Origin of the sequence: Methylobrevis albus (assembly GCF_015904235.1) — a bacterium.
Lineage (GTDB): Bacteria > Pseudomonadota > Alphaproteobacteria > Rhizobiales > Pleomorphomonadaceae > Methylobrevis_A > Methylobrevis_A albus.
This window is the reverse complement of the sequence record NZ_JADZLT010000049.1, coordinates 108,681-130,624: the sequence shown is the minus strand read 5'-3', so window position 1 is coordinate 130,624 and position 21,944 is coordinate 108,681. Positions and strand designations below refer to the sequence as shown.

Below are 21,944 nucleotides of genomic sequence, written 5' to 3'. Positions count from 1 at the left end.
GGTCAGGCCGAGGCGAGCCGTGGCCGCGTCAGCAGCAGGCGCACCACGGTCTCGCCGTCGCGTCGCTCGACGTCGTAGCCGGTCCCGTAGGCGGCGAGGATGTCGCGCACGATGGCGAGCCCGAGGCCGCTGCCCTCGGCGTTGCCGGCCGCCGCATGGTCGGCGTCTGCGCCGAAGCCCGGCCCGTCGTCGGCGACCTCGAGCGACACCGAGGTCGCGTCCACCGCCCGCGCCCGCACGGCCACCCGCGAGCGCGCCCATTTGCGGGCATTGTCGAGCAGGTTGCCGAGCACCTCGCCGAAATCGTCGCGGTCCATGCGGACCTGCAGCCGCTCGGGAATTTCGACGTCGAACTCCAGCGCCTCGGCGTGCGGCATCCGCCGGATCAGGGCGAGCAGGCGCCGGGTGCCGCTGGCGACGTCGGCGCCGGCGCCGGCGCCGAGCGCGCTGCCGCTGACCGGGATGCCGCGCGTGCGCACCCGCGCCAGCTCCTGCTCGACGTGGCGGCGCATGGTCTCGACCTGCTCGCGCAGCACCCGGGCCCGCTCGCCGTGTCCTTCCGCCTCCAGCGCGGCCGCCTCCAGCTTGAGGATGGTCAGCGGCGTCTTGAAGCCGTGCGCCAACGCGCCGGCCCGGTCGCGCGCCTTGCCGAGCAGCTGCTCGTGGCTGTCGAGCAGCCGGTCGAGGTCGTCGGCGAGCGGCTGCATCTCGGAAGCGAAGCGGTCGCCGAGCCGGGCGGCGCGGCCGCCGCGCACGTCGGCGACGGCGCGCCTGATCTGCCGCAGCGGCGCGAGGCCGACGCCGGTCTGCACCAGCGCGCCGGCGAACAGCGCCAGGCCGATCAGCCCGAGCGCGACGCGCAGGTCGTCGGAAAAGGCCTCCGACAGCGCGACGATCTCCTTGTGGTCGATCGCCACCGTCAGGACCGCCGCGCCGCCGGCTTCGAGCCGCACCGGCCGCGACAGCACGTAGAGTTCGGCGCCGTCCGGCCCCTCGATCTCGAACGGCAGGTCGGGGTTCGCGGGGGCCGGGAAGGCCAGCACCGCGTCCCACAGCGAGCGCGAGCGCATCACCGCGCCATCGGCCCCGGTCACCTGCCAGTAGGTGCCGGAGAGCGGCTGTTCGTAGCGCGGATCCGCCAGCGGCCGCGTCAGCACGAAGCGCCCGTCCTCGCCGAGCGACAGGGCCCCGGCGAGCCCGGCCCAGTGCACGTCGAGCTCGACCGCGATGCGGCGCTGCAGGTGGCGTTCGAACATCACCACCAGCGTGGCGCCGGCAATCATCAGCGTCACGCCGATGGTCACGGCCGCGATCGCCAGCACCCGCAGCCGCATCGAACGCACATCGAACAGCGCCATCGCCCTCACCCCTCCAGCAGGTAGCCCTGGCCACGCCGCGTCACGATCGTCTCCGCCCCGATCTTGCGCCGGAGCCGCGCCACCAGCACCTCGACGGCGTTGCTGTCGGGCTCGCGGTCGGTCTCGTAGACGTGGCTCGAGAGCTCGCCCTGCGAGACGACGCGGCCACGGTGGTGGGCGAGATAGCGCAGCGCCCGGAACTCGAGCGCCGAGAGATCCACCGGCTGCCCCGCGATCGTCACCGAGCGCCGCCGGAGTTCCAGCACGAGGTCGCCGAGCGAGATCGTCGACGCCGCGTGGCCCCCGGTGCGCCGCAGCACGCCGGCGAGGCGCGCCAGCAGTTCCTCCATCTGGAACGGCTTCGGGATGTAGTCGTCGGCGCCGGCGTCGATGCCCTCGACCCGCTCCATCCAGTTGCCGCGGGCAGTGAGCACGATCACCGGCAGCCGGGAGCCGCCGGCGCGCAGGCGCCGCAGCACGCTGAGGCCGTCGAGCCGCGGCAGGCCGAGATCGAGGATCATCGCGTCGGGCTCGTCGGTGTCGGCGCGGAACCACGCGTCCTCGCCGTCGTCGGCGTGATCGACGACATAGCCGGCGCCGGCGAGGGCCTTCGCGATCGCGGCGGCGATCGCCGCCTCGTCTTCCACCACCAGGATCCGCATCAGCGCCGCCTCATGTCGATCAGCCTGTTCCGCTCCGCGTCGACCGAAACCTGCCAGTAGTCGCCGGCACCTTCTATCAGGACGATCCGGTAGCTGAGCCGGCCGCTGCGGGCGCGCAGGAGGTCGACCGCCACGATCCGGCCGGAGCTTGCGTCCCGCACCGTCCGGGCGATGTCGGCGAAGGCCACGATGCGTCCCGCGGCCAGCGCCGCGCGGGCCTCGTCCTGGTCGAGCAGGCTGCCGTCCGCGGTCCAGTCGTCGTCTTCGACCTCCGTCCGGTCGCGCCGTTCGTCGTCGCGTTCGTCGTCGCGTTCGTCGTCACGGCGGTCGTCGCCGCCGCGCCGGCCGTTCTCGCCGCGCCCCTCGCCCCCTCGCCCCTCGCCCCCGTGCCCGCCACGCCCGTGCCCGCCGCCGCCGTCGCCCCCGCCGTGCCCGCCGCCGCCATGCCCGCCGCCGCCGTCGCGCGCCAGCGCCGTCCCCGTCGCCGTGACGAGGACGGCGATGAACAGGACGGCAGCAAGCGCGGCGCGGCGCGTGACGCGAGGGGGGCTCATGCTCGCGAGCCTAGCATCTCGAAGCTGACAACGCGCTGACGGCGCCGGTCAGGCTGGCGCGGGGCACGGGCTGCTAGGCAGGAGACGTCGACGGCGCCGATTGCCGGACAGACCGAGCCGGCCAGGCGCGCCGGACGTGCCAACAGGAGGACATCAGCCATGAAAACGACCCTGACCCTCACCTCGATCGCGACGCTGCTCGCCGCGCTGCTCGCCGCTCCGGCGTCCGCCGCCGTCGCCCCGTCGTCGGCCGCGAGCCTCTCCCCCGCCGAAATCGCCGCTCCGCTGCTCGATGTCGCCAAGCACGGCGCCGACGACCGCAAGTCCGACGACCGCAAGTCCGACGGCCGCCGCGGTCGTGGCCGCGGCCGCGACGACGGCCCCGGCCACACCCGCATCGAATCGGCGCCGGCGAGCATGGAACTCGCCCGTCACGGCCGCGGCCGTGACGACGGCCCGAACCACCAGCGCCGCGGCCGCGGCCGTGACGACGGCCCGAACCACGGCTGATCGACGATCGGCGTCATCGGCACGCGCCCGCCGGCAAGATGTGGCGGGCGCGTGCCGGGGGCGCGGGCGACGCGCCGCGCCGGCCATTTGATCGACGGGCTTTCGCGGCTTTCTGCCATGCGCTATGTCTCGGCTCGACCGTCTGTCGCCATTGCCGAGGATTCCATGCTCCGCGTCGCCGCCGTTCTCCTCGCCTTGCTGCTTTCCGCCTGCGTCGCCACGCGCCCCGCGCTGCCGCCGTCGAGCACGATGATCCAGTCCGTCGAGGACCAGAAGCGTGACATCGCGGTGCGCCGCAACCGCGGCGAGATCTTCTTCGCCGATGCGGCGCGCCAGCAATACGCCGTCCAGAAGGCGAACTACTCGCTGACACCGAACGAGGAGCGCTTCTGGGCCGAATCGATCGCCAACGCCAGCCTCGTCGACAGCCGCCGCATCACGCCGCAGGAATTCCACAACCGCGTCCGCGTGCTGTACGCGCGCTACGTGACGGGTGCCTGAGGCGGGGTCTTGCCGGGGTCGCGGCGTGACCGGGTGAGGTGAGGCCGTGACCCCTCCCGACCCCGCTGCGCGGGGCCACCCTCCCCACAAGGGGGAGGGATGTCGATGGCACTGCATCTAATTGAAATACGGTCCGATTCGGCTGATCGGTCGTTCCCGGACTAACAGCCCGGGATCCCTCCCCCTTGTGGGGAGGGTGGCCCCGCCGGGAGGCGGGGTCGGGAGGGGTCACGGCGGCTCAGTCGTCCTCGCCCCCCGCGAAAAAACACCTCAGTCGATCCGCACCCGGTTCTCCGGCAGCCCCGCCACCCCGGCGTCGAGCGCGAACAGCGAGCCCGCCAGCCGGTCGGTCGGCCGCTCGCTGGCGGCGGTCGTCACCAGCAGCGTCGTCAGCTCCGGGCCGCCGAAGGTGCAGGTGGTGATGTTGTCGGTCGGCATCTCGATCACCCGGTCGACGCTGCCGTCCGGCGCGATGCGCACAATGCAGCCGCCGCCCCAGCGGCAGTTCCAGAGGAAGCCGTCGGCATCCATCGCCGAACCGTCCGGCGCGCCGCGCTCGAAGCCGGCGAAGAACGGCGCGCCCGGCCCGATCTCGCCCGTCGCTTCGTCGTAGTCGTAGACGCGAATCTCGTTTTCCAGCGTGTCGGCGAAATAGAAGCGGCTGCGGTCCGGGCTCCAGGCGAGCGTGTTCGAGATGCCGATGCCGGAGAGCACGGTTTCGGCCGCACCGGCCGTCCCGACCTGGAACAGCTTGCCCGCCCCCTTGAACGCCGGCAGGCCCTCGCCGTCCGGGCCGACGTTGTTGCCCATCGAGCCGACCCAGAAGCGGCCGGCGGGGTCGGCGCGGCCGTCGTTGAGCCGGGCGTGCGGGAAGTCGGCGAGCTCGAAGCCGAACGGACCCCGCGCATCGTTCGCCGGCTGCCACAGCGTCAGCTTTGATGCGAGCGCGACGAGCAGCGTGCCCGGCCGCGTCGTCGCGGCGAGCGCCACGACGGGTTCGTCGAAGAACCAGGTCGAGACCGCCCGCTCGCCGGGCACGAGGGCGTGGATCAGGAAGCGGTTGATGTCGGTCCAGTAGACCTTGCCCTCCTCTGCGATCCAGACGGCGCCTTCGCCGGTGCGGTCTCCGGTCGGGGCGAGGCAGCGGACCTTGGTCATCGGGGGATCTCCGGGGCAGGGGCGACCTTCTCACCATATCCGCGTCATGCCGGCAAGATCCGCCGCGGCACCGCTGCGGGCTGGCCGCGCCGGTGCGATCGCGCTAGGGTCCGCGCCGGTTTGAGACGGACGGGATCATGCTGCAGGGCAAGCGCATTCTGCTGATCATCGGCGGCGGCATCGCCGCCTACAAGGTGCTGGAACTGGTCCGGCGGCTGCGCGAGCGCGGCGCGTCCGTCCGCGCCGTGATGACGAAATCCGCGCACCAGTTCGTGACGCCGCTCGCCGTCGGCGCCCTCACCGAAAGCCGCGTCTTCACCGACCTGTTCGATCTCACCGACGAGAACGAGATCGGCCACATCCGCCTGTCGCGCGAGGCCGACCTCCTCGTCGTCGCCCCCGCCACCGCCGACCTCATCGCCAAAATGGCGCACGGCCTCTGCGACGACCTCGCCAGCAACTGCCTGCTCGCCACCGACAAGCCGGTCCTCGTCGCCCCCGCGATGAACCCGCGCATGTGGGGCCACCCGGCGACGCGTCGCAATGTGGCGACGCTCGCGGCGGACGGCATCCGCTTCGTCGGCCCCAACGTCGGCGCGATGGCCGAGCGCGGCGAGACCGGCGCCGGCCGGCTCGCCGAGCCGATGGAGATCCTCGCCGCGATCGAGGGCCACTTCGCGGCCACCGCGCCGCGCCCGCTCGCCGGCCGCCGCGCCGTCGTCACCTCCGGGCCGACGCACGAGCCGATTGACCCGGTGCGCTACATCGCCAACCGCTCCTCCGGCAAGCAGGGCCACGCGGTCGCGGCGGCGCTCGCCGCCCTCGGCGCCGAGGTCACGCTGGTGAGCGGCCCGGTGTCGCTCGTCGATCCCGCCGGGGTCCGCGTCGTGCGGGTCGAAACCGCGCGCGAGATGCTGCAGGCGACGCTCGCCGCGCTTCCCGCCGACATCGCCGTGATGGCCGCCGCCGTCGCCGACTGGCGCGTCGCGGACGCCGCGGACACCAAGCTGAAGAAGGACGGCAGCGGCGCGCCGCCGCCGCTCGGCCTCGCGCTCAACCCGGACATCCTCGCGACCGTCGGCCATCACGCGGCGCTGCGACCGGCGCTCGTCGTCGGGTTTGCCGCCGAGACCGGCGCGGTCGAGATCTACGCCCGCGAAAAGCTCGCCCGCAAGGGCGCCGATCTCATCGTCGCCAACGATGTCTCGCCGGCGTCGGGCGTCTTCGGCGGCGACGCCAACACCGTGCACCTCGTCACCGCGGAGGGCACCGAGACCTGGCCGACGCTGCCCAAAGCCGAGGTCGGCACGCGCCTGGCCGCCTGGATCGCCGCACGGCTCGCCTCGGCGACAGATTTGGCCGAAGACCTGGCAGCAGATCCGGCCGGAGACCCCGCATGACCCGCTCGATTTCCGTCGCCGTCCGGCGCCTCGCCCATGCCGAGGGCCTGCCGCTGCCGGCCTATGAGACCGCGGACGCCGCCGGCATGGACCTGCGCGCCGCCGTCGAGGCACCGCTGACGCTGCCCCCCGGCGGCCGCGCGCTGGTGCCGACCGGGCTGATGATCGCGCTGCCGCCGGGTTTCGAGGCGCAGGTGCGGCCGCGCTCGGGGCTCGCGGCGAAATTCGGCGTCACGGTGCTGAACAGCCCCGGCACCATCGACGCCGACTACCGCGGCGAGGTGAAGGTGATCCTCGTCAACCTCGGCGCCGAGCCCTTTGTCATCGCTCGCGGCGAGCGCATCGCGCAGATGGTGGTGGCGCCGGTGACGCGCGCCGAACTCACCGAGACGGACAGCCTCGACGCGACGGCGCGCGGCGCAGGCGGCTTCGGCTCGACGGGGCGCTGAGGCGCGGCGTTCCGCGCCCCGACCCGGCAGGATTTTGCCGGAAAGTCTCCCGTTCTGGAATGGTTTTGCCTTGGTCGGGCGGCCGGGCACGCGGCGCAGGCTGGTCTCGCAGGCCGCCGGAGGCTAGTGTCGGCGCCATGAAAACGCCCCGCGGCGGCGGTCTTGTCGCAGGCGGCGGCGCAACCGAACGACGACGGAGAAACGAGCATGAGCGACGTGAAACGCGGCCGGGGCAAGATCTACGGCTCGATCACCGAGACGATCGGCGACACGCCGCTGGTGCGGCTCGACAAGATCGCCAAGGAAAAGGGCGTCGCGGCGCATCTCGTCGCCAAGCTCGAGTTCTTCAACCCGATCGCCTCGGTGAAGGACCGCATCGGCGTCGCGATGATCGAGGCGCTGGAAGCCGCCGGCACCATCAAGGCCGGTGAGACGACGCTGGTCGAGCCGACCTCGGGCAACACCGGCATCGCGCTCGCCTTCGCCGCCGCCGCCAAGGGCTACCGCATCATCCTGGTGATGCCGGAATCGATGTCGGTCGAGCGGCGCAAGATGCTGAAGCTGCTCGGCGCCGAGCTCGACCTCACCCCCGCCGCCAAGGGCATGAAGGGCGCCATCGCCCGCGCCGAGGAACTCGTCGCCACCATCCCCGGCGCGATCATTCCGCAGCAGTTCGAGAACCCGGCCAACCCGGAGATCCACCGCCGCACCACCGCCGAGGAAATCTGGAACGACACCGCCGGCGAGATCGACGTCTTCGTCGCCGGCATCGGCACCGGCGGCACCATCACCGGCGTCGGCCAGGTGCTGAAGGCGCGCCGGCCCGGCGTCCACATCGTCGCGGTCGAGCCGGCCGACAGCCCGGTGCTGTCCGGCGGCAATCCCGGGCCGCACAAGATTCAGGGGATCGGCGCCGGCTTCGTGCCCTGCATCCTCGACACCACCGTCTACGACGAGGTGGTGACGGTGACGAACGACGAGGCCTTCGACTATGCCCGCCTCGCGGCCCGCCTCGAGGGCATCCCGGTCGGCATCTCGTCGGGTGGCGCCATCGCCGCGGCGGTGAAGATCGGCCAGCGGCCGGAGTTCGCCGGCAAGACGATCGTCATCATCATTGCCTCGTTCGCCGAGCGTTATCTCTCCACGGCGCTGTTCGAAGGGCTCGAATAAGCCGGCTAAGCACTCTGAGAACCGGCCGGAAACCGCGATTTCCGGGCGGCTTTTCTAAGTGGGGCCGCTCAGGTCTCCGCCGGCTCGCGCCGCGCCTCGGCCACCGCCACGGTGAGCGTCATCGCCAGCGCCAGCGTCGCCGACAGCGGCCGGAACCCCTCGTAGTCGACCTCGACCACCTCGAACCACACCGCGCCGAACGCGGCGAGCGGGCTGAACGGGCTGTCGGTGATGGTGATCAGCGGCACACCGCGGGCGGTGAGCTGGCGGCTGAGTTCGATCGTCGTCGAGGCATAGGGGGTGAAGCTGACCGCGAGCGCCGCGTCGCGCGGGCCGGCGAATGTCACGGTCTCCGCGTCGGTGCCGACCGCCGAGCCGATCAGCACGTTGCGGATGCCGAGCTTGCCCATGGCGTAGCTCATGTAGCTCGTCACCGGGAAGGAGCGGCGCTGGCCGATCAGGTAGATCGTGTCGGCGCGCGCCAGCGTCTCCACCGCCGCGTCGAGCCGGGCGGGATCGATGCGATCGCGCAGCGTCCGCACCGACTGCTCGGCGGCATGGGCAAAGCCGGCGAACAGCAGGCCGGAGCGGGCGGTGCCGCCGACGTGGCCGGCGAGTGCCTGCAGCCGCTCGTCATAGTCGAGCACCCGGTCGCGCAGCCGCGAGCGGAACACCGACTGCAATTCCGAAAATCCCTGGTAGCCGAGCGCCTGGGCAAAGCGCACCAGCGTCGAAGGCTGCACCTCCGCCGCCTCGGCGATGCTGGCCGCCGTGCCGAAGGCGATGTCGTCGGGATTGGCCATGGCGAAGCTCGCCACCTGCGCCAGCCGCTTCGGCAGGCTCGGTCGCCGGGCGAGCAACAGGTCGCGCAGACTGTCGAAATCGCGCGGCGCCCGCCCGTCGGCCCCTGCCGCCTCATCACTCATCGCCCCCGCGCCCCTGTTCCATTCATTCGGCAGTGCAGACTAGACGTTCCGGCAGGGAAGGCAAAGCGGGGTGGGGGATGCGGTGATGAGGGCGAGGGGGAGCGTGCGATCTGCGCCGGGAGGGAAGAGCGAAGGAACGGGCGCGTCCACGTCGTGAGAGGGCACTCAACCGTCTTTGCCGGGCGTGACCCGGCAACCCAATCACCCGACCTCAACGAGCAACTCCTGTCGGCCGCGACGCGCGGTCTGCCGACGCCCCGGCTTTTCCCTCGCCCTTCGAGACAGCCGCTGCGCGGCTTCCTCAGGATGAGGGAAAAGGATAAACGCCGGAAATAAAACGAGAACACCTCGAAGGCCTCATCCTGAGGAGGCCCGGAACGGGCCGTCTCGAAGGACGAGGCCGGGTGCGCCGGCCCCTGCCGCCGGCTGAACCGGACAGCAGGGGATCTGGCCCGGCAACCCGGTCACATCGGCTTCAACGAGCGGCTCTTGTCGCCGACACCATGTTCCGTCATCCCAAGTGGCGCCGCGAGTGGGTTGCCGGGTCAAGCCCGGCAAGGACGCCGGAGAGGAGTGAGGGTGTTGCGCCGCCGCCCCCCCTCACCGCCGCCGCCGCGGTTCCGCGCTGCGGATCGCCTCGATCAGCTGGTCGAGCTGCGGCCGCTTCAGCTCGGCGATGCGGCGGGCGAGCAGGTTGGCGAGTTCGGTCGCTTTCGGGTCGAGGCCGCCGGTCTCGATCACGACGCGCGGGTCCGAGGCCTCGGCGAGGCGCTGCAGCTCTTCGGCCTCGTCCCAGATCACGTTGAAATAGGCGATGATGCGCTGGACCGTGTACCAGGTCGGCGTGCCGCGCTTGCCGTGTTCGAGCGCGCTGAGATAGGCGCTGGAGACGCCGATCGCCGCCGCCATCTCCTTCAGCGTCACCTTGCGGCGGGCGCGGAGTTCGCGCACCTTCGCCCCGAACGGCGTCATCGTCTCCCCCTCCTCGCGCCCCCGGCGCCACGCGTCGCGGCTCAGGCCTTGCGCTTGCGGATCATCACGTAGATCGCCCCGCTGCCGCCATGGGCGAAATGCGCCTCCTCGAAGCCGAGCACGAAGCGGCGAAACTCCGGCAGCGCCAGCCACAGCGGCACCATGCGGCGCAGCACGCCGCGCTCGGGCTGGTGCAGCGCCTCGAAGCCGCCGCCGTCGCTGCGGCCCTTGCCGGTGATGACCAGCACGGTGCGCGCGCCGCGCGCCTGCGCCCCGGCGACGAAGCCGAGCAGCCGGGCGTGCGCCTCGGCCTGGGTCAGCCCGTGCAGGTCGATGCGGCCGTCGATCGGCGCGTTGCCGCGCACGATCTTCTGCTTTTCCTTGCGGGCGAGCGGCTGCAGCGCCGGTTGCGGCGGCGGTGGCAGCGGGCGCTTCGGCACCGCCGGCGCGGCGGGCACCCCGGCCTGCGGCGGCGCCGGCGCGGCGGTCTCGGGCGGCGGGGCGGCGAGGATCAGCGGCTGGTCGGCATCCTTCGGCCGGAGCGGCGTCACCGAGCGCTTCACCGCGGCCCAGAGCGCGGAATCCTCGGCGCTCATCTTGCCGCGGCCGGCACGCGGCCGGCCGGTGGTCTCGTTGGCGGGGCGCCCGGCGGGATGCGCCGCGGCGGCCTTCGGCCGGTTGGTCGGGCGGTCAGTCGCCACGGCGCGCGGGCCCCCGTCGCCGCGGCACCAGCAGCGTGAACCGCGCCGGATGCCGCACCGGCGCCGCCTGGCGCCAGGCCGCCTCGCCGCTGCCGAAGAAGATGTCGCCGCGCGCCGGGCCGACGATCGCCGAACCGGTGTCCTGCGCCACCATCAGCCGCCGCACCCGCCGGCCGCCGTCGGCCGCGACGCCGTCGAGCCCGACGTCGAGGCTGAGCCAGACCGGGAGGTGAAAGGTGACCAGCGCCCGGTCGACCGCCAGCGAGCGCCCCGGCGTCAGCGGCACGCCGGCGGCGGCCACCGGCCCGAGCGCCGGGTCGGTCGCCGCCGCCTCGGCGAAGAAGATGAACGAGCGGTTGCGGGCGAGCAGCGCCGGCACCTCGGCCGGATTCGCCTCCAGCCATGCGCGCAGCACGTCGGCGGTGAGGTCCTTTGCCTCGAACAGGCCGCGCTCGACCAGCACTCGGCCGATCGCCGTATAGGCATGCCCGGTCTTGGCCGCAAAGCCGACCCGCATCGAGCCGCCCTCGGCGAGCCGGATCCGCGCCGAGCCCTGCACGTGGATGAAGAACGCCTCGACCAGGCTTTTGACGAAGACGAGTTCGAGGCCGCGGCCCTCCAGCGCGCCCTGCTGGATCGCGCCGCGGTCGGGGTGTTCCTCGAGCCGCCCGTCCGGCCGGCGGCGCGCCCAGCTGAGGCCGTCCGGCAGGCCGGCCGCGCGGGCGGCACCCGGATCGTCGCCGAGCGCGACGAGGTCGTCCGGGCGGCGGTAGAGCGGCACGGGAAAGCGGTCGCTGCGGGTGCGGCTGCCGCCCACCTCGGGCTCGAAATAGCCGGTGACGAAGCCGCTGCCCGTGGCCGGGCGCACCCGCTGCGGCGTGAACCGGTCTTCGAAGAACCGCCGCGCCGCTGCGGGGCCGGGATCCGCCGGCAGCGCCAGCGCGGCGCGGGCGGGGGCGAGCAGCGCGGCGCCGTCGATGCCGAAGCCCTTGGTGCTGGGCGGATGCTCGAGAATGCGCGCGGCGCTGAGGCGGAAAGCGGCGAAGGCGGCGGCGTGGTCGTCGGCGTCCCAGCCGCCGAGCGCCGCAAAGCGCGTCGGCGTCAGCCGTGCGACGGCGGGATCGGGAGCCATGGGGTTCTCATCGGCGAAGAAGGCCGCAAGCGGCGAACGGGGGCGCGGCCGGCGGCAGCGGAGCGGCGGCCGGGCGCGCCGTGCGACGCCGCCGGCGGCACGGGCGCCGCGACGCTCACGCGTCGGCTTCGGTGGCGATCAGCTTCCAGTTCGGATCGCGCGAGCGGATCTCGCGGGCGAACGTCCAGACGTCGGTGACTTCCGCGACCTTGGTCGGATCGCCGTCGACGACGGTGCCGTCCGGGCTGCGCGTCACCGAGATCAGCTTGCTGACGAAGCGCACCGTCACCTGGGCGATGCCCGACTTCAGCGCGGCTTCGGTGATCTCGGCGCGGTCGATGCCGACGAAGGTCGATTCCACCTTCTCGCCGCGGCGCTCGCGCTCGTCGATCGCGGCGACGAAGCCGGCGTAGACCTCGGGGCTGAGCAGCGGCTTCAGTTCGGCGCGGTCGCCGGCGGCAAAGGCGGTGACGATCATCTCGTAGGCGGCGCTGGCGCCGGTGAGGAAATAGTCCGGCTCGAAGTTGGCGTCGGCGGACACCAGCATCTTCAGCGCCTTGTTCAGCGCGGTGCCGGTCGGCGCCATTTCGTCGATGCGGTCGCTGCCCTCGCTCTGCACGGGGGCGCGCTGGCCGCTGCGCGGCAGCGTCACGACATTGTCGTTGCTCTCGGCGGGGGCTTCGTCGCGCTTCGGGAACGGATCGACCGGCGGGCGTTCGCTGCCCGTTCGCCGGCCGAGCACACCGCGCAGGCGCCAGAAGATCGCAACCGCGAGAACGAGAAATATGAGGCTGGTAAAGTCCATGAATCCGTTCATCCGGCGCGTCGGTCCAATCTGGCGTCGCTCGAGTGGCATGAGAGGCCATATAACCCTATTTAAGCGAGGTCCACCCGCGATCCAATCGCCGGACGCCGATTTTAGTGCCGCGCGGTCCTTTGGGGTCCTGCGGAAACGACCAGCCCGCCGGCGCGGCTCCCGCTCGCTGGCCAATGCAAGGACCCCGCGCGACCGATGCGTATCGGCCCGATCATCGCCCTCCTCCTCCTCGCGCTCCCCTTCGCGGAGATCGCCGCCTTCATCATGGTCGGCCGCGAAGTCGGCGTCCTCGCGACGATCGGCCTCGTGCTGCTCACGGCTGTCGCCGGCGCGCTGATGCTGCGGCTGCAGGGCCTCGCGCTGATCCGGCGCATCCGCGCCGAGACCGCCGCCGGCCGCGTGCCGGGCTCGGAGATCGTCGAAGGCGCCCTGCTGGTGGTGGCGGGCTTCCTGCTGCTGATCCCCGGCTTCGTCACCGACGTCGTCGGCGTGCTGCTGTTCATCCCCGCCGTGCGCCGCCGGCTGGCGCGCTCGGTGGTGGGCAGCATGTCGGTCACCGTGGTCGGCAGCGGCTTTGCCCGCGGCCAGCGGCCGCGCAGCGGCGTCGTCGACCTCGATCCGGACGAGTACCGGCGCGAGACGCCGGATGAGGGGCCGGGCGCCCCCGGACAGGGCCGGCTGCCGCCCGGCCGCGGCGACACCTCGCCCTGGACCCCCGGCGGCTGACCTGCCGCGGGCCCGGCGGCATCGCCCGACCGCCGCCGCCGCCCCGGCAATGCTTGATAGCCGCCGCCCGGCGTGTTAGCCGAAACGTCGCCCGAGCGGCGCGGACCGTCGTCCGGCCGGCCGGGTTCGCCGGAAGCGCCCCGCCGCGCCGCACCAATCATCGCCGTCACGGGAAGAGACCAGTTTCATGAGCACCATCGGCCCCGGAGCCGCCAGCCCGGCGGGCGCCGCCGCGCAGCCCTCGCTCAACGTCGTCGCGCAGTACATCAAGGATCTCTCGTTCGAGAACCCGCGCGCCCCCGACAGCCTGCGCCAGCGCGACAAGGCCCCGACCATCAACGTCAACGTCAACGTGCTGCCGAAGCCGCGCGGCCCCGGCGAATACGAGGTGTCGCTGAAGCTCGAGGCGAAGGCGCTCTACGGCGACGAGGTGCTGTTCGCGGTCGACCTCACCTATGGCGGCGTGTTCCGCATCAACAACGTGCCCGAGCAGCACGTGCACCCCTTCGTGATGATCGAGTGCCCGCGCATCCTGTTCCCCTTCGCGCGCCAGATCATCGCCGACGCGACCGGTTCGGGCGGCTTCCTGCCGCTGCTGATCGAGCCGATCGACTTCGTCAGCCTCTACCAGCAGTACGTGCAGCGCGTCGCCCAGCAGGCGCAGCAGCAGCAGGCGACCCCGGCGAACTGACCCCGCCGTCGCGGCATGTCTGCAAGAGTTCAGCGGGCGCGCGGCTCCGGCCGGGCGCCCGTCGTCGTTTCGAAAGGCGGATTTTCAGCTTCGCGCCAGCGCCTTGCGGTCGAGCTTGCCGTTGGCGGTGCGCGGCAGGCGCTCGGCGAATACCCAGCGGCGCGGCTGCTTGTAGGCGGCGAGGTGCGCGGCCGCGAACGCCGCCAGCGCCGCTTCGTCGGCCGTCGCCTCCGGCCTCAGCACCACGTAGGCCGTGATCACCGAGACGTCCTCGCGCACCCGGGTCTCCGTGACGGCGACTTCGGCGATCGCCGGGTGCCGCGCCAGCGCCGCCTCGACCTCGAGCGGCGCGACGCGGTAGCCCATCGCGTTCATCAGGTCGTCTGCGCGGCCGTGGAACCAGAGCCGGCCGTCGTCGTCGAAGGCGGCGAGGTCGCCGCCGACGAACCACTCGCCGCGAAACACCGCCGCTTCCTCCTCCGGCCGCCGCCAGTAGCCGAGCATCAGCCCGGGATCGGAGCGGTGCACGGCGAGCACGCCGATCTCGCCGACCGGCAGCGGCTCGCTGCCCCCCTCCCGCGGCAGCACGGCGATGCGGCGGCCGCGCTGCGGCCGGCCCGGCGAGCCCGGCGTCGGCGGCGTGCCGGGCCGGCTCGAGACATAGGTCGAGATCTCGCTCATGCCGAACGCCTCGTAGAGCCAGAGCCCGGTCGCCCGGTGCCAGTCGGCGAGCAGTCCGGCCGGCAGGCTCTCGCCGGCGGTGACGCCGTGGCGCAGCGTCGCCATCGCCCCGCCGCCGAGGTCGGCGTATTTCAGGATCTGCCGGTAGACGGTGGGCACCGCGGCGAAGATGGTGGCGCCGAAGCGCGCGATCAGCCGCGGCCAGACGGCGGGATCCTTGTCGCCGCGATAGAGCACGGTGGTGGCGCCGACGCTCCAGGCGTCGAATAGGCCGACGCCGAGCGTATAGGTCCAGTTCACGGCACCGGCGTGCAGCAGCACGTCGCCGGCGCCGATGCCGAGCCAGTCGGCGTGCATCGGCCGGCGGCCGAGCACCGCGCGGTGGGCGTGCAGCACGCCCTTCGGCCGGCTCGTCGTGCCGGAGGTGTAGATCAGATAGGCCGGGTCCTCGGCGCGGGTCTCGGCATAGTCGGCGACCGGGGCACAGCGGCCGGCGCGCAGCGCCGCGACGTCGATCAGCCGGCAGCCGGGCGGCAGTCGGCCGGCATAGGCGGCGCGCTCGCCGGCGAAGGCGTCGCCGAGCACGATGGCGGCCGCGCCCGCATCGAGCGCCAGCGACAGCAGTTCGTCCGGGGTGAGCATCGCCGAGGCCGGCAGCGCGATCAGCCCCGCCCCCGCGGCGGCGAAGAAGGCGAGCACGAAATCGAGGTCGTTGCCGCAGCGGACCAGCACGCGGTCGCCGGGGGCGAACCCTTCGGCGGCGAGCGCGGCGACGACGTGGCGCGTCGCCCGGTCGAGGTCGCCATAGCTCCATTCCTCCACCGCGCCGTCGCCGCCGACCAGCAGCAGCGCCGGCGTGTCGGGCCGCAGCGCGGCGTTGCGGCCGAGGCAGTGCCGCGCGAGGTTGAAGCGGGCCGGGATCGCGCCGGAGCTGGCCGGCGGTAAGGCGGAGGGCGACGGGGACATCTCGGGCGGCGCACCGGGCTCGGGGAAGGCGGACAGGCCGAGTTTATCCTGTCCGCTCGCGCGCCGTCTCGCCGGTGCCCCGCGACAGGGCGCCCCAGCGCGGGTCCGCGGGTCAGCGGCGCACCCGCGGGGCGTCTCCTCCGCTCAGGCGCCGGCGCCGACGGCCGGCCGGGCCGCGCGGCTGCGCCGTCCGCGCAAGAGCGCGCGCAACCGGGCCTCGGCGCGCCAGGCGAGAAGCCCGAGCCCCACGCCGCCGGTGACCGCGAGCAGGGTGAACACGCCGTGCGGGAGCTGCGGCTCGAGCGGCGCGAGCAGCAGTTCGGGCACGAAGCGGTGGACGAGATAGACGTGGTAGCCTGCCGCCGCGAGCGCCAGCACCGGCGCCGCGAGCCGCCGCGGCAGCGGCACCTGCGGCAGGTAGAGCAGCGCGGCGAGCACCAGGACCTGCAGCCCGAACTTGACCCATGATCCGGTCCAGTTGCCCCCGGCATAGGCGAGCACGGGCATCACCGCGACGGCGAGGCCGAGCACCAGCAGCCGGCGCCGCGACGTGCCGGCGAGGGCGGCGCACCAGCCGAAGGCGGCGAGCAGCGCGACGTGCGGCAGGGTGAAGATCGCCCGGCCCCCGAGCGGCCAGATCGCCTCGCTGCCGGCGCGCAGCAGCAGGGCGCCGGCGAGCAGCCAGAGCCCGAGGCGAAACGGATCGGCCGCCGCGGCCCGGCGCACCGCCGGCACGAGGAACAGCCCGGCGACGACCAGCAGCAGCTGGGCATAGGCTTCCACGAACCAGTAGAGGTAGGGCACCATGCTGTGGTGCACCGGGTCGGCGAGGCCGAAGTTGCCCGTGAGGAATACCGAGGCCCACGGCACCTCGCCCCAGGCGAGCGTGTAGGCGGCGACGATCGCGAAATAGGGTGGCAGCACCAGGGCCAGCGGCCGGAACACCCGGCCGACGTCGCCCGCCGCGAGCGACGGCAGCTGGAACCGGGCGAGGCCGAAGCCGATCAGCACCATCATCGCCGCCGCCCCGCCCGGCACCGGCCAGAGCGTCGCATGCTGGATCACCACGAGCAGGATCGCCAGCGGCCGCAACAGGATCTCGGTCGGCACCGGCATGCGTCCGCCGCGCCCGGCCGGCGCCTGCGCGGCGAGCGCCGCGACCGTCTGCGCCTCCCAGCCGGCCGGCACGGCGCCGAGCCGGCGCTCCAGCGCCATGGCGATCTCGACGTGGCGCAGCGAATCGCCGCCGAGGCCGGCGAAGCTGTCGCTCTCCGCCACCGGGTGGGGAAAGAAGCTGCGGCGGTAGACCTCGAGCAGCGGTTCCCCCGCCGCCCGGCGCGCCGGGGTGGTGGCTGCCGCCGCGAGGTGGCCGCGCAGTTGCTCGTAGTCGATCTTGCCCGAGGCGAGCCGTGGCAGCTCGCCGAGCCGGATCGCCGCGACCTGGGCGCCCGTCAGCCGGCCGGCGGCCGCCAGCAGCGCTGTCACCTCGGCCGGCGCAACGTCGGTGGTGTAGGCGGCGAGCACGCGGGCGTCGTCGCCGACCACGGCCGCGGCGATACCGCGCTCGGCGAGCGCGGCTTCCAGCGCGTCGTGACCGACCCGCACGCCGGCGATCTTCGAGATCCGGCGTCGCCGGCCGACCAGCCGGTAGAGCCCGTCGGGCTCGCGGCAGGCGAGGTCGCCGGTGGCGAGCTCCTCGACCTCGGCGCCGCGGGCGAGGTCGGCGCGGATTTCGGCGTAGCCCATCATCACGTTGGGGCCGCGGTAGACGAGTTCGCCCGGCCCGCCGGGGCCGTCGATCACCCGGCCGGCGTCGTCGCGCAGCAGGAAGCTGCCGCCGGGAATCGCCTCGCCGATGCAGTCCGGCCGGCCCAGCGCCGTGGCCGCGGGCAGGATCGCCATGCGGGCGGTCGCCTCGGTCTGGCCGTACATCACGAACATCCGGCCACCGCGGGCGGCGAGGGCCGCCTCGTAGCGCGCGACGATCCGGGAGTCCGGCCGGCCGCCGGCCACCGTCATCAGCCGCAGCGTCGCCGGCAACCGCTCGCGAAAGCCGGTCCGCTCGAGCAGTTCGAAGGTGAAGGGAACGCCGGCGAGGGTGGTGCAGCCGGCGGCCTCGAAGGCGGCGGCGAAGTCGGGCGCGAGCACCGAGCGGCCGGCGAGATGCACGCTGCCCCCCGCCGCGAGATGGGCGTTGAGGACGGAAAGGCCGTAGCAATAGTGCAGCGGCAGCAACAGCGACGCGCGGTCGTCACGCGAAAGGCCCAGCGTCGCCGCGATCGCCGCGGCATTCGCCGAGAGCGCCTCTGCCGAAATCCGCACGCCCTTGCCGTGGCCCGTGCTGCCGGAGGTGGTCATGACGAGGGCGAGATCGGGATGGAGGGCGGCATCGGCGCCGCGCCTCGGCGCCCCGGCGTCCACCGCGCCGTCCATCAGGCGCCAGCGGCCGCCGGCCCGGCGGAACACCGTGTCGGGCCGGTAGGTCGCCTCGGCCGCGGCGACGGCCACCTCGTCGTCCGGCGGCAGCAGCAGCACGGCGTGCCCGGCGCCGAGCGTGCCGAGATAGGCGACCACGGCGTGTTCCGATGCCGCGGCCTCGATGGCGACGAGATGCTTGCCGGGACCGAGCCGTGCGGCGAGGCCGGCGCCGAAACGGGCCGCCCGCGCGGCGAGCTCCGCATGACTGATCGGCGGCTGTCCGTCGACGACGAGGGCCGGCGCGGCGCCATACCGAGCGAGATCGGCGACGAAGGTGACCGCTGCCATCATGCTCCCCCGATCCGGCACCGGACCGGCCGGCTGCTTTGCCGGCTTGGCGATAGATAACCGGAGAACTACAGTCAAGATAATCTCCGGCCGAAAGATCGGCGGCGCACACACATCAGGCCGGCGGCGAGCGCGGCGGCCGCGCGGCGCGGGTGGCCATGCTCGCAGCTGCAGCATGCGGCTTGACGGCGCCCGTTGCGGCGCGGATCATCGGGGCGCCTTCCTGTCCGGAGCCTGACGTGCACCCGAAATTCCAGATGATCCGGCCGGACCGCAGCCCCGGGCCGACCCGCCGCGCAGGCGCGCCGCCGCTTCGGGCCGCGCCGCGCCCCAGCCGTCCGGCGGGGGCCCGCTGATGGGGCCGCCGATCGATCCGGTCGAGACCGACACCCACCTGCCGTCCCATGTCGACGTCGCCATCGTCGGCGGCGGCATCATCGGCATCTGCACGGCGCTGGCGCTGGTGCAGCGGGGGCTGAAGGTGCTGGTCTGCGAGAAGGGCCACCTCGCCGGCGAACAGTCGAGCCGCAACTGGGGTTGGTGCCGCGCCGCGCGGCGCGATCCGCGCGAGATCGCGCTGGCGATCGCCGCCGTCGACATGTGGGCCGACATGAACGCCCTCGTCGGCGCCGAGACCGGCTTTCGCCGCACCGGCACGATCTTCGTCTGCGAGAACGACAAGGACGTCGCTTATTACGAGGACTGGCTGGAGCACGCCCGGCCGCACCAGATGTCGTCGCACATGATCGGCGCGGACGAGACCGCCGCGATCCTCACCGGCGCCGGCCGCCGCTACCACGGCGCGATGTGGACGCCGACCGACGGCCGCGCCGAGCCGCAGAAGGCGGTGCCGGCGATCGCCGCCGAGGTGCGCCGCCGCGGCGGCCTCATCGTCGAGCGCTGCGCGGTGCGCGGGCTCGACATCGCCGCCGGCCGGGTCGCCGGCATCGTCACCGAGCGCGGCCGTGTCGCCGCCGATACCGTGGTGTTCGCCGGCGGCGCCTGGTCGCGGCTCTTCACCCTGCCGCTCGGCATCCGCCTGCCGCAGCTGAAAGTCCAGGCGACGGTGCTGCGCACCGGCCCGGTCGAGGGCGGGCCGGACGGCGAGGGCTGGCTGCCGGGCTTTGCCTTCCGCAAGCGCCTCGACGGCGGCTACACGATCGCCAACGGCCGCAGCAATCTCTATTCGATCGTCCCCGACAGCTTCCGCTTCGCCTGGGATTTTCTCCCCGCCCTGATGCTGGAGTTCGCCAACCTGTCGCTGCGCCTCGACGGCCGCTTCAAGGAGGAGTTCCTCAACTGGCGCCCGGCGGCAATGGATAGGCCCTCGCCGTTCGAGCGCGTGCGCACCCTCGATCCCGAACCGGTCGAGTGGATGAACCGCCAGGCCTTCGCCGCCGCCGGCAAGGCGTTCCCGGCCTTCGCCAAGGCGACGATCGCGCAGCAGTGGGCCGGCATGATCGACGCGACGCCGGACGCGGTGCCGGTGATCTCCGGCTTCGACGAAATTCCCGGCTTCTACCTCGCCACCGGCTTCTCGGGTCACGGCTTCGGCGTCGGCCCGGCGGCGGGCCGGCTGATGGCCGACCTCGTCACCGGCGCCACCCCCTTCACCGACCCGACCGACTTCCGCTTCACCCGCTTCACCGACGGCAGCCGGCCGCGGCCGGTCACCGGCGTCTGAGGACTGCACTTGGAAACTGGGACGGATCTCGCCGCCGCGGCAAAACAAGAAGGGCCCGCCTCGTCGACCGAGGCGGGCCCTTCGTCGTTTGCGGTCTCGCGCCGCGTCAGGCGGCGGCGTTGGTGCGCTGGCGCCGGGAGCGGATGAAGCCGATCAGCGGCGGCACGAACAGCAGCGCCAGCGCGATCACGATCAGCGACAGCGACAGCGGCCGGGTGAAGAACACCGTGACGTCGCCCTGGCTGGTGATCATCGCGCGGCGGAACTCCTGCTCGGCGAGCGGCCCGAGGATCATGCCGATGATCACCGGCGAGGTCGGGAAGTCGTAGAGCCGCATCAAAAGGCCGAGGAAGCCGACGGCGAGCAGCAGGCCGAGGTCGAACACCGACTGGCTGATGCCGTAGGTCCCGACCATCGCGAAGATCAGGATGCCGGCATAGAGGTAGGGCTTCGGGATGTGCAGGATGCGCACCCAGAGGCCGACCAGCGGCAGGTTGAGCACCAGCAGCAGCACGTTGGCGATGTAGAGGCTGGCGATCAGGCCCCAGACGAGGTCGGGCTGGGTCGACAGCAGCATCGGGCCGGGGTTGATGCCGTAGCTCTGGAACGCCGACAGCATGATCGCGGCGGTCGCCGAGGTCGGCAGGCCGAGGGTCAGCATCGGCACCAGCACGCCGGCGGCCGAGGCGTTGTTCGCCGCCTCCGGACCCGCGACGCCCTCGATGGCGCCGTGGCCGAATTCCTCCGGGTGCTTCGAGAGCCGCTTTTCCAGCCAGTAGGACAGGAAGGTCGGCACCTCGGCGCCGCCCGCCGGCAGCGCGCCGATCGGGAAGCCGATGAAGGCGCCGCGCAGCCAGCCCTTCCACGAGCGCGCCCAGTCGCTCCGGCTCATCCACAGCGAACCGCGGATCGGCACGATCTCGTCCTGGCCCATGTAGTGGCGGCCGGCGAGGTAGAAGGTCTCGCCGACGGCGAACAGGCCGACGCAGATCACCACGACGTCGATGCCGTCGAGCAGTTCCGGCACGCCGAAGGTGAAGCGGGCCTGGCCGGTCTGCAGGTCGATGCCGACGAGGCCGATCAGAAGGCCGATGAACAGGCTGGTCAGGCCGCGCAACCGCGAGACGCCGAGCACCGCCGAGACGGTGATGAAGGCGAGCACCATCAGCGCGAAATACTCCGGCGGCCCGAAGCGCAGCGCGAACGAGACGACGACGGGTGCGAGGAAGGTGATGCCGATGACGCCGATGGTGCCGGCGACGAAGGAGCCGATCGCGGCGGTGGCGAGCGCCTGGGCGCCGCGGCCCTTCTTCGCCATCTTGTGCCCCTCGAGCGCCGTGACGATGGTCGCGCTCTCGCCGGGGGTGTTGATCAGGATCGAGGTGGTCGAGCCGCCGAACATCGCGCCGAAATAGATGCCGGCGAACAGGATGAAGGCGTTGGTCGCCTCGACCTGGAAGGTGATCGGCAGGAGCAGCGCGATGGTGAGCGCCGGTCCGAGGCCGGGCAGCACGCCGATGGCGGTGCCGAGCGTGACGCCGAGCATGCACCAGAGGATGGCGACCGGCGTGAGCGCGACGGAAAAGCCGTGCGCGAGCGAGGCGAGCGAATCCATCAGAGGAACCTCTCGATGATGCCGGTACCCATCCTGAGGCCGAGCAGCTTGGCGAAGGTGAAGTAGGCGATGAAGGCGATGACGAAGCCGATCGCCGCCGACTTCACCGGCTTGCGCAGGCCGAAGGCGATCGTCGCGGCGGTGAACAGTGCCGTCGCGGCGATGATGAAGCCGACGGTCGCAACCAGGATCATCGCGGCGACGAAGCCGGTGACGATGATGGCGATCGCCTTCCAGTCCGGCTTGTCGGCATTGGTCTCGGTCGCCTCGCAGATCCAGCTGCCGCGCCGGGCGTCGAGCATCAGGAGCAGGCCGAGCAGGCTGAGCACCGCGCCGATCCCGTAGGGGAACGCGGTCGGCCCGACCCGGGAATACATCGGCGAGGTCTGCACCTGCAGGGTGATGGCGAGCACGGCGAGGCCGATCGTCGCGACGGCGAGGCCGACGGCGAGCGCGCCGCGCTGGGAGCGGGGTATCATGGCATCGATCCTGTTGAACGCGCCGG

The 21,944-nt window shown here is 72.8% G+C and carries 21 protein-coding genes; 8 read left to right on the top strand and 13 right to left on the bottom strand.

Annotation, left to right across the window (positions count from 1 at the left end):
- Positions 1-2: 2 nt before the first annotated feature.
- The 3 genes from I5731_RS07875 to I5731_RS07865 are packed head-to-tail and all read right to left on the bottom strand — an operon-like array spanning position 3 to position 2,574.
- Positions 3-1,358, bottom strand: a complete 1,356-nt coding sequence (locus I5731_RS07875; RefSeq protein WP_197310813.1) for a sensor histidine kinase — start codon at positions 1,356-1,358, stop codon at positions 3-5.
- A gap of 5 nt (positions 1,359-1,363) precedes the next feature.
- A complete protein-coding gene (locus I5731_RS07870) occupies positions 1,364-2,020 on the bottom strand; it encodes a response regulator transcription factor (protein WP_197310812.1) in 657 nt (218 codons plus the stop codon).
- The gene (locus tag I5731_RS07865; RefSeq protein ID WP_197310811.1) at positions 2,020-2,574 is read right to left on the bottom strand and encodes a hypothetical protein; all 555 of its coding nucleotides are present in this window, start codon (positions 2,572-2,574) and stop codon (positions 2,020-2,022) included. Before I5731_RS07865 ends, I5731_RS07870 begins: the two co-directional genes overlap by 1 nt.
- A gap of 159 nt (positions 2,575-2,733) precedes the next feature.
- Here I5731_RS07865 and I5731_RS07860 point away from each other — a divergent pair, with 159 nt between their 5' ends.
- Positions 2,734-3,084, top strand: coding sequence for a hypothetical protein (locus I5731_RS07860; RefSeq protein WP_197310810.1), 351 nt, complete (start codon positions 2,734-2,736; stop codon positions 3,082-3,084).
- Positions 3,085-3,249: 165 nt separating this feature from the next.
- On the top strand, positions 3,250-3,585 hold the full coding sequence (locus tag I5731_RS07855; RefSeq protein ID WP_197310809.1) for a hypothetical protein: 336 nt from the start codon (positions 3,250-3,252) through the stop codon (positions 3,583-3,585).
- 270 nt (positions 3,586-3,855) lie between these two features.
- Here I5731_RS07855 and I5731_RS07850 read toward each other — a convergent pair whose 3' ends face one another.
- Positions 3,856-4,743, bottom strand: a complete 888-nt coding sequence (locus I5731_RS07850; protein WP_197310808.1) for an SMP-30/gluconolactonase/LRE family protein — start codon at positions 4,741-4,743, stop codon at positions 3,856-3,858.
- A 134-nt stretch (positions 4,744-4,877) separates the two neighbouring features.
- Between I5731_RS07850 and coaBC the strand changes: the two genes are divergently transcribed.
- The 3 genes from coaBC to cysK all read left to right on the top strand — a co-directional run bounded on the left by coaBC (position 4,878) and on the right by cysK (position 7,762).
- Positions 4,878-6,143 (top strand): bifunctional phosphopantothenoylcysteine decarboxylase/phosphopantothenate--cysteine ligase CoaBC, encoded by a 1,266-nt coding sequence (gene coaBC, locus I5731_RS07845; RefSeq protein ID WP_197311163.1) that lies wholly within the window; start codon positions 4,878-4,880, stop codon positions 6,141-6,143.
- Positions 6,140-6,592, top strand: a complete 453-nt coding sequence (dut, locus tag I5731_RS07840; protein ID WP_197310807.1) for a dUTP diphosphatase — start codon at positions 6,140-6,142, stop codon at positions 6,590-6,592. The genes coaBC and dut overlap by 4 nt, the downstream gene beginning before the upstream one ends.
- 207 nt (positions 6,593-6,799) lie before the next feature.
- On the top strand, positions 6,800-7,762 hold the full coding sequence (gene cysK, locus I5731_RS07835) for a cysteine synthase A (protein WP_197310806.1): 963 nt from the start codon (positions 6,800-6,802) through the stop codon (positions 7,760-7,762).
- Positions 7,763-7,830: 68 nt separating this feature from the next.
- On the opposite strand, the gene I5731_RS07830 is transcribed toward cysK, so the two are convergent.
- From I5731_RS07830 to I5731_RS07810, 5 genes are all read right to left on the bottom strand, one after another.
- Entirely contained in the window at positions 7,831-8,688 is an 858-nt protein-coding gene (locus tag I5731_RS07830; protein ID WP_197310805.1) for a MurR/RpiR family transcriptional regulator, read from the bottom strand.
- Between the two features lie 600 nt (positions 8,689-9,288).
- On the bottom strand, positions 9,289-9,660 hold the full coding sequence (locus I5731_RS07825) for a helix-turn-helix domain-containing protein (RefSeq protein ID WP_197310804.1): 372 nt from the start codon (positions 9,658-9,660) through the stop codon (positions 9,289-9,291).
- 41 nt (positions 9,661-9,701) lie between these two features.
- Positions 9,702-10,361: a Smr/MutS family protein gene (locus I5731_RS07820; RefSeq protein ID WP_328838394.1), complete on the bottom strand. Its 660-nt coding sequence runs from the start codon at positions 10,359-10,361 to the stop codon at positions 9,702-9,704.
- Complete coding sequence (mltA, locus tag I5731_RS07815) at positions 10,351-11,493, bottom strand: murein transglycosylase A (RefSeq protein WP_197310803.1); 1,143 nt, start codon at positions 11,491-11,493, stop codon at positions 10,351-10,353. Before mltA ends, I5731_RS07820 begins: the two co-directional genes overlap by 11 nt.
- A 115-nt stretch (positions 11,494-11,608) precedes the next feature.
- Positions 11,609-12,298 (bottom strand): Tim44/TimA family putative adaptor protein, encoded by a 690-nt coding sequence (locus I5731_RS07810; RefSeq protein ID WP_235981633.1) that lies wholly within the window; start codon positions 12,296-12,298, stop codon positions 11,609-11,611.
- Between the two features lie 207 nt (positions 12,299-12,505).
- On the opposite strand from I5731_RS07810, the gene I5731_RS07805 reads away from it, so the two are divergent.
- Positions 12,506-13,036, top strand: coding sequence for an FxsA family protein (locus tag I5731_RS07805; RefSeq protein WP_197310801.1), 531 nt, complete (start codon positions 12,506-12,508; stop codon positions 13,034-13,036).
- A gap of 187 nt (positions 13,037-13,223) precedes the next feature.
- Positions 13,224-13,727, top strand: a complete 504-nt coding sequence (gene secB / locus I5731_RS07800; RefSeq protein WP_197310800.1) for a protein-export chaperone SecB — start codon at positions 13,224-13,226, stop codon at positions 13,725-13,727.
- 84 nt (positions 13,728-13,811) lie between these two features.
- Here secB and I5731_RS07795 read toward each other — a convergent pair whose 3' ends face one another.
- Complete coding sequence (locus I5731_RS07795; protein ID WP_197310799.1) at positions 13,812-15,374, bottom strand: acyl-CoA synthetase; 1,563 nt, start codon at positions 15,372-15,374, stop codon at positions 13,812-13,814.
- Between the two features lie 144 nt (positions 15,375-15,518).
- Positions 15,519-18,143 carry an AMP-binding protein gene (locus I5731_RS07790; protein ID WP_197310798.1) on the bottom strand — a complete coding sequence of 875 codons (2,625 nt, stop codon included), beginning with the start codon at positions 18,141-18,143 and terminating at the stop codon, positions 15,519-15,521.
- A 349-nt stretch (positions 18,144-18,492) separates the two neighbouring features.
- On the opposite strand from I5731_RS07790, the gene I5731_RS07785 reads away from it, so the two are divergent.
- Entirely contained in the window at positions 18,493-19,824 is a 1,332-nt protein-coding gene (locus I5731_RS07785) for an NAD(P)/FAD-dependent oxidoreductase (protein ID WP_197311161.1), read from the top strand.
- 106 nt (positions 19,825-19,930) lie between these two features.
- On the opposite strand, the gene I5731_RS07780 is transcribed toward I5731_RS07785, so the two are convergent.
- The gene (locus I5731_RS07780; protein WP_197310797.1) at positions 19,931-21,439 is read right to left on the bottom strand and encodes a tripartite tricarboxylate transporter permease; all 1,509 of its coding nucleotides are present in this window, start codon (positions 21,437-21,439) and stop codon (positions 19,931-19,933) included.
- Positions 21,439-21,918 carry a tripartite tricarboxylate transporter TctB family protein gene (locus I5731_RS07775; protein WP_197310796.1) on the bottom strand — a complete coding sequence of 160 codons (480 nt, stop codon included), beginning with the start codon at positions 21,916-21,918 and terminating at the stop codon, positions 21,439-21,441. Before I5731_RS07775 ends, I5731_RS07780 begins: the two co-directional genes overlap by 1 nt.
- Positions 21,919-21,944: the final 26 nt, after the last annotated feature.